Source organism: Streptomyces sp. NPDC055254 (genome assembly GCF_053606025.1).
Window position 1 is genome coordinate 1 of the sequence record NZ_JBSGQV010000007.1, and the last position, 13,244, is coordinate 13,244.

General features: G+C 75.2%; 7 protein-coding genes. 2 read left to right on the top strand and 5 right to left on the bottom strand.

Translation table 11 applies throughout. The features are described from left to right. Positions 1-194: 194 nt before the first annotated feature. A complete protein-coding gene (locus tag ACWFQ8_RS09860) occupies positions 195-2,012 on the top strand; it encodes a glycoside hydrolase family 3 protein (RefSeq protein ID WP_453785679.1) in 1,818 nt (605 codons plus the stop codon). 70 nt (positions 2,013-2,082) lie between these two features. On the opposite strand, the gene ACWFQ8_RS09865 is transcribed toward ACWFQ8_RS09860, so the two are convergent. The 5 genes from ACWFQ8_RS09865 to speB form a co-directional block, all read right to left on the bottom strand. Next, positions 2,083-3,516 (bottom strand): S28 family serine protease, encoded by a 1,434-nt coding sequence (locus ACWFQ8_RS09865; protein WP_453785680.1) that lies wholly within the window; start codon positions 3,514-3,516, stop codon positions 2,083-2,085. An 84-nt stretch (positions 3,517-3,600) separates the two neighbouring features. Then, on the bottom strand, positions 3,601-3,951 hold the full coding sequence (locus ACWFQ8_RS09870; protein ID WP_453785681.1) for a hypothetical protein: 351 nt from the start codon (positions 3,949-3,951) through the stop codon (positions 3,601-3,603). 375 nt (positions 3,952-4,326) lie between these two features. Continuing rightward, complete coding sequence (locus tag ACWFQ8_RS09875) at positions 4,327-8,178, bottom strand: ABC transporter ATP-binding protein (protein WP_453785682.1); 3,852 nt, start codon at positions 8,176-8,178, stop codon at positions 4,327-4,329. A 153-nt stretch (positions 8,179-8,331) separates the two neighbouring features. After that, on the bottom strand, positions 8,332-10,014 hold the full coding sequence (locus ACWFQ8_RS09880) for a thiamine pyrophosphate-binding protein (RefSeq protein ID WP_453785683.1): 1,683 nt from the start codon (positions 10,012-10,014) through the stop codon (positions 8,332-8,334). A gap of 4 nt (positions 10,015-10,018) precedes the next feature. Next, complete coding sequence (gene speB, locus ACWFQ8_RS09885) at positions 10,019-10,987, bottom strand: agmatinase (RefSeq protein ID WP_453785684.1); 969 nt, start codon at positions 10,985-10,987, stop codon at positions 10,019-10,021. Positions 10,988-11,109: 122 nt separating this feature from the next. On the opposite strand from speB, the gene ACWFQ8_RS09890 reads away from it, so the two are divergent. Further along, positions 11,110-13,179, top strand: coding sequence for a helix-turn-helix domain-containing protein (locus tag ACWFQ8_RS09890; RefSeq protein ID WP_453785685.1), 2,070 nt, complete (start codon positions 11,110-11,112; stop codon positions 13,177-13,179). Positions 13,180-13,244 lie beyond the last annotated feature (65 nt).

The window sequence follows — 13,244 nt, forward strand, 5'->3', positions numbered from 1 at the left end:
CGGGCCGCGTTGGCCGAGGGCCGGGGGCTCCGCCACGTGGGCGCCCGCGGGGTGAGGGGCGCCCGCGGCGGCACCGCCGCCCGGGGGCCCCCGCCGGGGCGTGGCCCCGCCGCGCGGCGGGGCCACGCCCCGTCCGGGGGACCTCCCGAGTGTCCCCGGCCCCGTCGGCGCGGGCGCGCAGTAGGGTCCGGCGCGTGCCGAACCACGCCTCCCGCCGGACCCTGCTCGCCGCGGCCGCCCTGGCCGCCGTCACGGCCTCCGGGGCCGCCTCCGCAGCCCCGGCGGACCCGGGCTCCCGGCGCGCCCCCGGTCCGCGCCCGCCCGTCCCCTCCCCCGACCGGGACCGGCTGCGCGGCCTGATCGCCGGGATGAGCCCCGCCGAACTGGTCGGGCAGCTCTTCGTGTCCCGGGCGTACGGCCATTCGGCCACCGACCCCGACCCGGCGGACGCCGAGCGGAACATGGCGCTGTTCGGGGTGCGCACGGCCGCCGAGCTCGTGGCCCGCTACCACCTCGGCGGGGTCATCTACTTCGCCTGGGCCCACAACACCCGTACCCCGCAGCAGATCGCCGCTCTGTCGGGCGACCTCCAGCGGGCCGCCCTCGGCTCCGGCGCCGGAATCCCGCTGCTGCTCTCCACCGACCAGGAGCACGGCGCCGTCGCCCGGATCGGCGAGCCCGCCACCCTGCTTCCGGGAGCCATGGCCCTGGGCGCGGGGCACGCCGCGACGGGCTCCACCCGGGAGGCCCTGCGGGCCGCGCGCATCGCGGGCGCCGAACTGGCGGCGATGGGCATCCGGCAGGACTACGCGCCGGTGGCCGACGTGAACGTCAACCCGGCCAATCCGGTCATCGGCGTCCGCTCCTTCGGCTCCGACCCGCACGCCGTGGCGGAACTGGTCGCGGCCCAGGTGGCGGGCCACCAGAGCGCCGGGGTGGCCGCCACCGCCAAGCACTTCCCCGGCCACGGCGACACGGAGACCGACAGCCACGTGGGACTGCCGGTGATGCGGCACACCCGCGCCCAGTGGGAGGAGCTGGACGAGCCGCCGTTCCGGGCGGCGGTGGAGGCGGGGGTGGACGCCGTCATGACGGCGCACATCGTCTTCCCCGCGCTGGATCCCTCCGGGGACCCGGCGACCCTCTCGCGGCCGATCGTCACGGGCATCCTGCGCGAACGGCTCGGCTTCGCGGGCGTGGTGGTGACCGATGCCCTCGACATGGCCGGGGTCCGGCAGAAGTACGGGGACGACCGGGTGCCCGTACTGGCCCTGCGGGCGGGTTGCGACCAGCTGCTGAACCCGCCGGACCTCGGGCTCGCCCACCGCAGCGTGCTCGCCGCCGTAGGGTCCGGTGAGCTCTCCCGCGCGCGGATCGAGGAATCGGTCCTGCGGATCCTCGAACTGAAGGAGCGCCGGGGCCTGTTCGCGCAGGCCGTTCCGGTGGCGGGCGCCGTGGACGCCGTCGTCGGCACCGCCGCCCACCTCGCCGCCGCCGACGAGATCACCGCGGGTACGACGACCCTGCTGGCCGATCCGGGCGGACTGCTGCCGTTCGACGCGGCGTCGGGCCCCCGGCTGCTGGTCACCGGGGCCGACCCGGCCTCCCCCACAGGTACGACGGGCCCCCCTACGGCGGTACTGGCCCGGGAACTGACCGCCCTCGGCTGCCGGGCGGCGGCGGTGGCGCCCGGCGGCGCCGCCGCCTCGGCCGCCGGACACGCGGCGGTGGTGGTGTGCACGTACAACGTCCCGGAGGGGAGCAGCCCGCAGCGCACGCTGGTCGAGGAACTGCTGGCGACCGGGGTGCCGGTGGTCACGCTGGCGATCCGCAACCCGTACGACGGGGCCCGGCTGCCGGTCTGCGCGGCGGAACTGGCGACGTACTCCTGGACGGACGTGGCGATGCGCGCGGCCGCCCGGGTGCTCGCCGGGGCGGCGCGCCCCAGCGGCCGTCTCCCGGTCCCGGTACCGGGCCGCTACCCGCTGCGGCACGGCCTGACGTACGGGTGAGGGGGACGGACGGCGCGGGGGGCGCGCCCGCACCGTGGATGCGGACGCGCCCCCCCTGGCCGGTGACGGATTACGGCCGCAGCTGCGGCTCGCGCTCCGTCTCGTGCTGGTCGAGCGCCGCGTCCGGCTGCGCCAGCGGCGCGGCCTTGCCGGTGTCGGCGAGCGCGGCGGCCGGAGCCACTCCCGCCCACTGGAGGATCTTGGCGGTGGCCAGCGTCCGCTCGCCCTCCTGGAGCTTGGCGACGTTCGCACCGTGGTTGGCGCCCGGTGCGATCATCACGTAGCTGTCGTGCGCCCCGTACCCGATGCGGAACGGCTCGGAGCCCCACGGGTCGTTCTGCCCGTTCACGAACAGCATCTGGTGCGCGTTGTCGCGCACCCAGCGGTCCACGTCGGCCATGGCTCCCGGCTGGAAGGTCATGGGGATGTCGCTGGGAACGAAGTTGCGCGGCGGCTGGTAGCCGTAGCGGCTGAGGTTGCCCAGGTGCGGCAGCTTGATGTCGGGGGAGCCGAGCTGCGTACCCGCCTGGTAGTAGTACGGCGTGTAGGTCTGCAGGCCCTGGTCGGCGTAGGCCGAGAAGCCCGAGATGGCGTCGATCGTGTCCCAGATCTCCTGGTCCGACGCGGTCGCGGCGGTCGGGATGGTGGCGCAGTCGGCGAGCAGGCTGTACTGCCAGAAGGCCCACACGTAGTCGAGCACGACGGCCTCGTAGGCCTTGTCGAGGCTGCCGACGGTGGTGAAGGTCCAGCCGTTCTCGGCGGCGGCCGCCGCGTACTTGGCCTCCAGGGGCTCACGGCGCACGAGCGCCTCGCGCTGCACGGCGTTCAGGCGGTCGCGGCACTCCTTGGTGCCGACCTTGTTGAAGAACCGGTCGTAGGCCGAGTCCTCCTTGTCGTTGACGTCGTTGGGCGCGACGTACGCGACGACGCCGTCCATGTCGCGCGGGTAGAAGCGCTCGTAGTACGTCGCCGTCATACCGCCCTTGCTGCCGCCGGTGGCCAGCCAGTTCTTCTTGTAGGTCTTCTTCAGGGCGGTGAAGAGGCGGTGCTGGTCACTGGCGGCCTGCCAGATGTCCAGGTTCGCCCAATTGGCCGGGTCGGGCCGGGAGGGCGTGAAGAATCGATACTCCAGTGACACCTGGTTGCCGTCGACGATGGTCGTCGGCTCGCTGCGGCGCGGGTTGGTGTTGACGTTGTAGCCGGAGGTGAAGAACACCGTCGGCCGCGAGACGTCCTTGTGCAGCAGGGTCAGGCGCTGCTTGAAGGTGCCCTTCCACGGCTTCCGGTGGTCCACCGGCTGCTCGTAGTTCAGTACGAAGAAGCGGTAGCCGGGGTACGGCTTCTCCTCGATCAGGCTCATCCCGGGAATGCCGAGGATCTGGTCCTTGATGTCCGTGGCGGCCGCCGGCTCCGCGGCGGTGGCCGCTTGTGCCGTGGAGCCGGCCGCACCCATGGTGCCGATCAGCACCACGAGTGACAGCAGCCATCCGAGCGTCTTGCGCATTCACCCTCCCCTTGAGTTCACTTCGGTCGCCGTGAACCTAACCGGGTGAACGCGGCTGTGAACAGACCTAGTTGGGCCGCTCCGTCAGCACAGAATCCAGCCGGAATCAGCCGATCCCGGGCCGACTCGCCCCCGTACGTACACGCAACGGCTGATCGCGGCGACCGTAACGGGCCCCGTGCGCCGGTCGAACCGGCCCGCCACGCGCACCGGGGCACCGCCCCGGGCCTGGATGCTCACGGCCATCCGCCGCTCCCCCGAACCCCGGGCCACGGTCACCGCGCAGGCGTGGGTGCGGCTCTTGTACACGCGCACCTCGCCCGTCGTGAAGGACACCGTCCTGGCGAGGCGGCCGGCGCAACCGCCGGGCGCCGCGTCGGCGTCCGGGGCCGCGAACAGGCCGCCGACGCAGAGCCACAGCGCCGCCGCGAGCACCGCCGGGGGCGTGACCCGCCGGCCGAGGCCCCGCCGCCACCGCCTCCCCCGCCACCTCTGTACCACCCTGTCCCCCGATCAGTCGTACGTACCACGTGCGTACGCACGTACGACGCCCGGATCCCCCGGAAGGTTGCGGCGGGTACGGCCCCGGACCGGACGGCCCACCGGTCGGTCGACCCTGCCGATACCGGCGGACACAACGGATGCCGCGCCCGCCCGCCGGACGCCCTTGACGCGGTACGGGAGTACTGCACGGGCACCGACGAGGACGCCCCGGGCAACCTGCTCTTCGGCGAGCTCTGATTCCCCCGGGCCGGCTCCTCGGTCCGCGGGCACACCGGTCCCCGTGGGGGCCGCTCGTGAGCGATACGGCTAGGCCGCGGCCCGTTCGTCCTCCCCGACGAAGGTGCGCCACAGTTCGGCGTACCGGCCGCCGAGCGCCAGGAGTTCGGCGTGGCTGCCGTCCTCGACGACCCGGCCCCGGTCCATGACCACGACCCGGTCCGCGCGGGCGGCGGTGGTCAGGCGGTGCGCGACGACCAGCGTGGTGCGCTTGCCGGCGAGGCGGTCGGTCGCCCGGTTGACCTGGGCCTCGGTGGCCAGGTCGAGGGCGGCCGTGGCCTCGTCGAGGAGCAGCACGTCGGGGTCGACGAGCTCGGCCCGGGCGAGCGCGATCAGCTGGCGCTGGCCCGCCGAAAGGTTGCGGCCGCGCTCGGCGACCGTGTGCAGGTAGCCGCCGTCGAGCGTGGCGACCATGTCGTGGGCGCCGACCGCGCGGGCGGCGGCCTCCACCTCCGCGTCGCTCGCGCCGGGCCGCCCGTAGGCGATGGCGTCCCGTACGGTCCCCTGGAAGAGGTACGACTCCTGGGGGACGACGCCGAGCCGGTGGCGGTACGCCGTCAGGTCGAGCTCCCGCAGGTCCGCGCCGTCGGCGGTGATCCGGCCGGAGGTCGGATCGTAGAACCGGGCGACCATCTTGACGAGGGTGGACTTGCCCGCCCCGGTCTCGCCGACGAAGGCGACGGTCTGCCCGGCGGGGATGCGCAGGTCGATTCCGGCCAGCGCCTCCCCCTTCTCCCCGCGCTCCTCGGCGGTTCCGTACTGGAAGCGGACGTCCTCGAAGGCGATCTCCCCGCGCAGCCGCGGCACATCGCGGGGCTCCGCCGGGCGAGGGGTGGTGGTGGGTTCGCGCAGCAGCCCCTGGATCCGGCCGAGGGAGACGGTGGCCTGCTGGTAGCCGTCGAAGACCTGGGAGAGCTGCTGGACGGGGGCGAAGAACAGGTCGATGTAGAGCAGGTACGCCACCAGCGCGCCGGTGGTCAGGGTGCCCGCCTCCACCCGGCCCGCGCCGACGATCAGCACGGCGGCCGCGGCCCCCGAGGACAGCAGCTGCACGAACGGGAAGTAGACGGAGATCAGCCACTGGCCGCGGACCCGGGCCTCGCGGTACGCGTCGCTGCGCTCCGCGAACCGCTGGGCGCCGGAGCCCTCGCGGCGGAAGGCCTGGACGATGCGGAGCCCGGAAACCGATTCCTGGAGGTCGGCGTTGACGAGGCCGACCCGGTCGCGGGCCAGCTCGTAGGCGGCGACCGACTTGCGGCGGAAGACGGCCGTGCCGATCACCAGGACGGGCAGGGTGGCGAAGACGATCAGTGCGAGCTCGACGTCGAGGACGAGCAGGGCGACCAGGATGCCGAAGAAGGTGAAGACGGAGACGACGGCGGTGACGAGCCCGGTCTGCAGGAAGGTGGCCAGGGCGTCCACGTCCGTGGTCATCCGGGTCATGATCTTGCCGGTGAGCTCGCGCTCGTAGTAGTCGAGGCCGAGGCGCTGGAGCTGGGCGAAGATCTTGACGCGCAGGGCGTACAGCACGCGTTCGCCGGTACGGCCCGTCATCCGCGTCTCGGCGAACTGCGCGGCCCACTGCGCGACGACCACGGCGAGGGCGAGCCCCGCCGCCAGCCAGACGGCTCCGAGGACGGCCTGCTCGACGCCCCGGTCGATGCCGTACCGGATCAGGATCGGCAGGAGCAGACCGGCCCCCGCGTCGAGGGCGACCAGACCCAGGCTGACGGCCAGCGGCGCCCAGAAGCCGTGGAGCAGGCGGCGCAGGCCGTAGCTCTCCTCGGCGGAGGCGGCGCGGGTCTCGTCCACCTCGGGGGTGTCGTCGGCGGGCGGCAGCGCGGCGACCTGGGCGAGCAGTTCGGGCGTGGCGGGCATGCCGGCCGCGGCCCCGGCCATCGAGTGCCCGGCTCCGGGCGCCGCGCCGGCGGCGACGGGAGCGGCGGCGCACCCGTCGCGGTCCTCTTCCTGGCGCCGCCAGAGCTCGGGGGTGATCCCGCCCCCGACCCGGCGCTTGGCGTTGACCGGCTCCGAGTCGATCTCGGCCTCGATCTCGATGTCCCGTTCCAGGTCGCGGTCGGCGTCGCGCTCGAACTCGCCGAGCGCCAGCGCCTCCGGAGTGCGGGGCGACGCCGCGCCCAGCGCGTCCGGGTCGGTGAGCAGCCTGCGGTACAGGGCGGAGCGGCGCTCCAGCTCCTCGTGCGTACCGATGTCGACGAGCCGCCCCCGGTCCAGTACGGCGATCCGGTCGGCCAGCGCGAGGGTGGAGCGGCGGTGGGCGATCAGGAGGGTGGTCCGGCCGGCCATCACGGCCCGCAGCGCCTCGTGGATCTCGTGCTCGACCCGCGCGTCCACGGCGGAGGTGGCGTCGTCGAGGAGCAGCAGCCGGGGGTCGGTGAGGATGGCGCGGGCCAGGGCGATGCGCTGGCGCTGGCCGCCTGAGAGGGTCAGGCCCTGCTCGCCGACCTTGGTGTCGTACCCGGCGGGCAGGGCCCTGATGAACCCGTCGGCCTGGGCGGCCCGGGCGGCGGCCTCGACCTGTGCGTCGGTGGCACCGGGGTGCCCGTAGGTGATGTTGGCGCGGATGGAGTCGGAGAAGAGGAAGGAGTCCTCGGGGACGAGTCCGATGGCGGCGCGCAGCGACCCGTAGGTCAGCTCGCGGACGTCGTGGCCGCCGACCCGGACGGTGCCGGCGTCGGCGTCGTAGAAGCGCGGCAGCAGCAGGGAGACGGTGGACTTCCCGCTGCCGGACGCGCCGACGAGGGCGATGGTCTCCCCCTCGGCGAGGGACAGCGAGAACCCGTCGAGGACCGGCCGCTCGGGGTCGTACCCGAAGCGGACGCCGTCGAACTCCACGGTGGCGGGCGCGTCGGCGGGGAGCTCGTGCTCCCCTTCCCGGATGACCGGTGCGGTGTCGATGAGTTCGAAGACGCGCTCCGCGCCGGCGCGGGCCTGCTGGCCGACGGTGAGCACCATGGCGAGCATCCGGACGGGGCCGACGAGCTGGGCGAGGTAGGTGGAGAAGGCGACGAAGGTGCCGAGGGTGACCTGGCCGCGGGTCGCCAGCCAGCCGCCGAGCGCCAGCATGGCCACCTGCGCGAGGGCCGGGACCGCCTGCAGGGCGGGGGTGTAGCGGGAGTTGAGGCGGATGGTGCGCATCCGCCCGGCGAAGAGCCTGCGGCCGGCTTCGCGGAGCTTGCCGGTCTCCTGCTCCTCCTGGCCGAAGCCCTTGACGACGCGCACGCCGGTCACGGCCCCGTCGACGACGCCCGCGACGGCGGCGGCCTGGCCCTGGGCGTACCAGGTGGCGGGGAAGAGCTTCTTGCGGCTGCGCTTGGCGATGAACCAGAGGGCGGGGGCCATGAGCAGCGCGACGAGGGTCAGCAGCGGCGAGAGCCACAGCATGATCCCGAGGGACATCCCGAAGAGCAGGAAGTTCCCGATGGTCATGGGCAGCATGAAGAGCAGGCCCTGGATGAGCTGGAGGTCGGTGGTGGCCCGGCCGACGACCTGCCCGGTGGACAGCTCGTCCTGCCGCCGGCCGTCGAGCCGGGCGATGGTGTCGTACATGTCCGTGCGCAGGTCGTGCTGCACGTCGAGGGCGAGGCGCCCGCCGTAGTACCTGCGGATGTACGTGAGCACGTACACGAGCAGGGCGGCGGCTATGAGCATCCCGGCCCAGAGCCCCATGGGCCGGCTCCGGTCGCCGATGACGTCGTCGATGATCACCTTGGTGACCAGCGGCACGAGCGCCATGACGGCCATGCCGCCGAGCGAGGAACCGAGCGCGAGCAGCACGTTGAGCCTGTACCGCCAGGCGTATGCGACGAGCCTCCTGCCCCAGCCCTGTTTCTCCCCGGTCGCAGTCTCCGCCGCCGCCACGTGGTGCCTCCCCGTTCGTCCTGTCCTGCCGCCTCCCCCAACGCGCCGACCGGCGGATTTCATCCCGCCGCAACAATCGAACGGGTTGACGTGCGGGCCGGCAAACCCGGCGGGGCCGAACGCCGCACGGAGGGGCCGCGTCCGGCGGCGGCTCTAGATGTGGGTCGGGGCGAACATCTTGAGGGTCGTGCGCAGGACCAGGAGGGAGGGGCCCGGGGTGGCGAGGGACGCGGCGAGGTCCTCGCGGAGGGTGGCCGGGACCGTGGTGGCCGCCGGGACGCCGAAGGAGGCGGCCAGGGCGACGAAGTCGGGGCGGGTGAGCTCGGTGGCCGTCGCACGGCCGAAGGAGTCCGTCATGTACGCGCGCAGGATGCCGTAGCCCCCGTCGTCCACGATCAGCCAGGTGACGTCGAGGTCGTGCTGGCGGGCGGTGGCCAGGTCCGCGAGCGAGTACATCGCGCCGCCGTCGCCCGAGACGGCCAGTACGGGGGTGCCCGGTTCCGCGGCGCACGCGCCCAGCGCCGCCGGGAAGGCGTAGCCCAGTCCGCCGGCGCCCTGGGCCGAGTGCATGGTGTTCGGGTGCTTCGCGTCGAAGGCCGACCAGGCCCAGTAGCCCAGGATCGTCATGTCCCAGAAGGACGGCGAGCGGGCGGGCAGGGCGGCGCGGATCGAGGTCAGCAGTTCCTGCTCCAGGGCCACGTCCTGCTCGGCCAGGCGGGCCGCGATGTCCGCCAGCAGCAGCTTCACCCGTTGCGGCGCGGCCGGGTCCTCGCGCTCGGACACCGTCTCCAGCAGGGCCTGGAGCCCGAGGCGGGCGTCGGCGTGGATGCCCAGGCCGGCGTGGTTGGACTCCAGCTTGCCGAGGTCGGCCTCGATCTGGACGACCCGGCCGGTGGGGAAGAAGGTGTGGTAGTTCGAGGACAGTTCGCCCAGCCCCGAGCCGACGACCAGCAGGACGTCCGCGTCCTCCAGGAAGTCCGTCATGTGGCGGTCCTCCAGCCAGGACTGGAGGGACAGCGGGTGGGTCCACGGGAAGGCGCCCTTGCCGCCGAAGGTGGTGACCACCGGGGCGTTCAGGCGCTCGGCCAGCTGCTTGAGCTTGCCCGCCGCGTCCGCGCGGACGACACCGCCGCCGGCGATGATCACCGGGCGTTCCGCGTGGGACAGCCAGTGGGCCGCGACCGCCGTCAGTTCGGGCCTCGGCGCGAGCTCGTGCGGGGTCGCGTCCATGCCGGTGACGGGCGGGACGATCGTCTCCGCCCGCAGGACGTCCTCGGGGATCTCGACCCATACCGGGCCGTGCGGTGCGGTGAGCGCGGACTCCCAGGCCTGCGCGACGGCGGTGGGGATCTGGGACGGGGTCCGGGCCACGTGGACGGACTTGACCACGTCCCGGAAGGACGCGGACTGGTCGCGCAGCTCGTGCAGGTGCCCGCGCCGGCCGCCGCCCAGGCCCGCGACGGGCACCTGGGAGGAGAGGGCGAGGACCGGCGCCGACGCGGCGGCCGCCTCGGCCAGGGCGGGCAGCGCCATCAGCGCGCCCGGTCCGGTGGACAGCAGCAGCGGTACGGCCTCGCCCGTGATGCGGCCGTACGCGTCGGCCGCGAACCCGGCGTTGTTCTCCGTACGGAGCCCGATGAACCGCAGGTCGGAGCGGCCCACCGCGTCGAAGATGCCCAACGCGTGCTGGCCGGGCAGCCCGAACACGGTGGTCGCGCCCAGCGAACGCAGCGTCTCCACGACCAGGTCCCCGCCCGTCCGCCCCGGCGGCGGCGCGAGGGCGGCCGCCGTCTGGGCCTCGGTGGGACGGAGTACCAGGTCGTGGTCGTGCGTCACGGTGTCAGATGCCCTTCGCCTTCGCCGCCGCGATCTGACGGCTCATGATCGTGGTGAGCTCGTACGCGGTGTGCGAGGCCGCGACCGAGGTGATCTCGGCGTGATCGTACGCCGGGGCGACCTCGACGACGTCGGCGGAGACGAGGTTGCAGGACGACAGACCGCGGATGATCTCCAGCAGCTCGCGGGAGGTCATGCCGCCCGCCTCCGGGGTGCCCGTGCCGGGGGCGTGCGCCGGGTCGAGCACGTCGATGTCGATCGAGATGTAGAGCGGGCGGTCGCCGATGCGCTGGCGCAGCTGGTCCGCGACCTCGTCGGCGCCGCGCCGGTAGACGTCGGCCGAGGTGACGATGCCGAAGCCCATCTTGGCGTCGTCGTCGAGGTCCTGCTTGCCGTACAGCGGGCCGCGGGTACCGACGTGCGACAGCGCCTCGGTGTCGAGGATGCCCTCTTCGACGGCGCGGCGGAACGGGGTGCCGTGGGTGTACTCGGCGCCGAAGTAGGTGTCCCAGGTGTCCAGGTGCGCGTCGAAGTGCAGCAGGGCGACCGGGCCGTGCTTCTTCGCCACCGAACGGAGCAGCGGGAGGGCGATGGTGTGGTCGCCGCCGAGGGTCATCAGGCGGGAACCGGCGCCGAGCAGCTCGTCGGCGGCGGCTTCGACCGTGTCGACGGCCTCGTTGATGTTGAAGGGGTTCACGGCGATGTCACCGGCGTCCGCGACCTGCGCCAGGGCGAAGGGGGAGGCGTCCTGGGCCGGGTTGTACGGGCGCAGCAGGCGCGAGGCCTCGCGGATCGCGTTGCCGCCGAAGCGGGCGCCGGGCCGGTACGAGACACCGGAGTCGAAGGGGACGCCGACGATGGCCACGTCGGCGGAGCCGACCTCGTCGAGGCGGGGCAGCCGGGCGAAGGTCGCCGGGCCCGCGTAGCGCGGGATGCGGGAGGAGTCGACGGGTCCGCGCGGCTGCGTGCTCATGAGGGGGGCCCTTCTGAAGGTCGTGCGGGTGCGGGTGCGGTCCTTCGAGCGTAAGGGGGTGCGCGGAGGGCGCGAAGTGTACGTTTCATCCATAGCGTCCTCTCCAACTGTACGGAGCATCCATGCCGGCTTCGATCCACGCCGAGGCGGGACCCGCCGGACCGCCGGTGGCGCCGGTGGCGCTGGGCGCGCTGCTGGCCGACCGGGATCTCGGGCTGCGCCTGCTGGCGGGGCCGGCGGAGGCCGAGGTGCACGGGGTGCACGCCTCGGAGATGGCGGACCCGTCGCCGTACCTGTTGGGCGGGGAGTTGCTGCTGACCGCCGGGGCGGAACCGGCCGGGGCTGCCGGGGCCGCGGAGGCCGAGAGGTACGTGGCGCGGCTCGCCGGGGCCGGGGTGGCCGCGCTCGGCTTCGGCGTGGCCCCCGTGCACGAGGAGGTGCCGCCGGCGCTGGTCGCGGCGTGTGCCCGGTACGGGCTCGCGCTGCTGGAGGTGCCGCCGGGGACCCCGTTCACGGCGGTGGCCCGTACGGTCTGGCGGCTGATGGCGCAGGCCCGTACGCGGGAGCTGCGCCGGGTCACCGAGGCGCAGCAGTCGCTCGCCGCGGCGGCCGCCCGGCCGGATCCGGTGGCGGCGGTGGTCGCCCGGCTGGCCTCGACGCTGGGCGGCCGGGTCGAGCTGGCGCCGGACGGCCGGTCGGCGGGCGCGCCGCTGCCGCCGCCGGTGGCCGGGGCGCTGGCCGCGCTGCTGGCCCGGGTCGGCCGCCCCGCCGGCCCCGCGACGGCAACGGACCAGTCCGCCGGCTGGCACCTGGCGGCCTACGCCCTCTCCCGCGACCCGTCCCCGGCAGGAGCCCCGGGCCCGGCGGGAGCCCCGGGCCCGGCAGGAGCCCCGGGCCCGGCAGGAGCCCCGGGCCCGGCAGGAGCTTCCGCGACCCCGCCGGCCACCGGCCCGAGCGGAGTCCCGCCCAGGCCTTCCGCGACGCCGGCGTCCACCGGCCCGGCCGGAGCCCCCGCGCCGGTGCCGCCGGGAGCGGGCCCGGAAGCATCCGCCGCGACCGCTCCCACCGCGCCCGCCGCGGGTGCGCCGAGCGCGGGCCCCGCGGTGGGCGGGAGCACGGGGGACGCCGACTCGGCCCCCGCGACGGAGGGCGGCGGCGCGGGCGCGGCCGCCGCGCCCGCGCCCCGGGCCACCGGAACGCCCGCATCCACCCCTACCGCACCCGGGACCACCGCGCCCGCACCTTGGGCCGGGCAGGCCGCGCCCGGGGCCCGGGCCACCGGAACGCCCGCGTCCACCCCTACCGCACCCGAGACCACCGCGCCCGCACCTTGGGCCACACCCACCGCGCCCGGGGCCCGGGCCACCGGAACGCCCGCGTCCACCCCTTCCGCACCCGGGACCACCACGCCCGCACCGCGGGCCACCGCGCCCGTCGCGGGTGGGGCGGACGGGGCCGGAGAGGTGCGGGCGCTCGGGGTGGCCACGTACGGGCGGGGGGCGGGGGATCACACCATCGCCTCCGTGGCGGCCGTACTGCTGACCCTGCTCACGGCGTCCCGACCGCCCGCCGGGGACGCGGCCGCCGCGTTGACCGGGCTCCTCCTCGACGGGGATCCGGCCCGGGCGCTGGCCGGCGGGCCCTGGTACGTCGTCCACGCACGCGGCGCCGGTGACCCGCGGGCCCTGGCCGCGGCGCTGGGCACCGTACTGGTGGACCCGCGCGCCGACCCCGTACGCCTGCTCACCGACCGGGAGCCCGCCCCCCGCCCCGGGTGGCGGCTGGGGGTGAGCGCCCCGGCGGCGCCGGGCGGGCTGGCCGCCGCCGGGCTCCAGGCCGCACGGGCCCTGGACCGGGCCCTGGCCGCCCGCATCCCGCTGGCCCGGCACTCCCCCGGTGGCCTGGCCGCCCTCCTGGACCCCGCCGAGGCCCTGGCCCACGCCGAGGCGCTGCTCGCCCCGCTGGGCCCGGCGCTGCGGGAGACGCTGCGGGCCTGGCTGGCGCACCACGGCGGGTGGGACCGTACGGCCGCCGCCCTCGGGGTGCACCGCAACACCGTCCGCCAGCGCGTCGCCCGCTGCGCCGACCTGCTGGCCGTCGACCTCGACGACCCGGACACCCGCATGGAGCTGTGGTTCGCGCTGCGCCACGCCCGCGCCGACCGGAACGGCCCGCCGACCGCCGGGGAGTGAGCGGCCCCGTGCCGCCCGGGGCCCGGGGGCGAGCGGCCCCGCGCCGCCCAGGGCTCGGGGGCGCC